At 56.0% G+C, this 243-nt stretch carries 1 protein-coding gene; it reads left to right on the top strand.

Translation table 11 applies throughout. The features are described from left to right. On the top strand, positions 1 to 243 hold a 243-nt coding region (locus MXD62_RS09410; protein WP_248828976.1), incomplete at both ends, for a hypothetical protein.

Here is a 243-nt window from a genome sequence, read left to right as displayed (position 1 = left end):
ATTTATATGAGTATGGCGAAAAGCTAAGCGACCGGATACGCCAGGCGACCGAGCTGAATAAGGTGGAAATTCACCGGTTGCAGCTGGAATTGGCGGCGTTGGGCGATGTCGGACCGGAGGCGTTGGAGGCTGCCCGGGAAACGTTGGAGGCGGCCGAACGGCAAAGCAGCGAATATGGTGAGCAAAAGGAAGAGCTTTCCCGGCGCAAACGTGATCTGGAACAGCTTTATCAATGGCAGACGG

The organism is Frankia sp. Mgl5, assembly GCF_023242985.1.
Classification (GTDB): domain Bacteria; phylum Actinomycetota; class Actinomycetes; order Frankiales; family Frankiaceae; genus Parafrankia; species Parafrankia soli.
The sequence above is the reverse complement of the archived record's forward strand: the minus strand, read 5'-3'. Positions and strand labels throughout refer to the sequence as shown.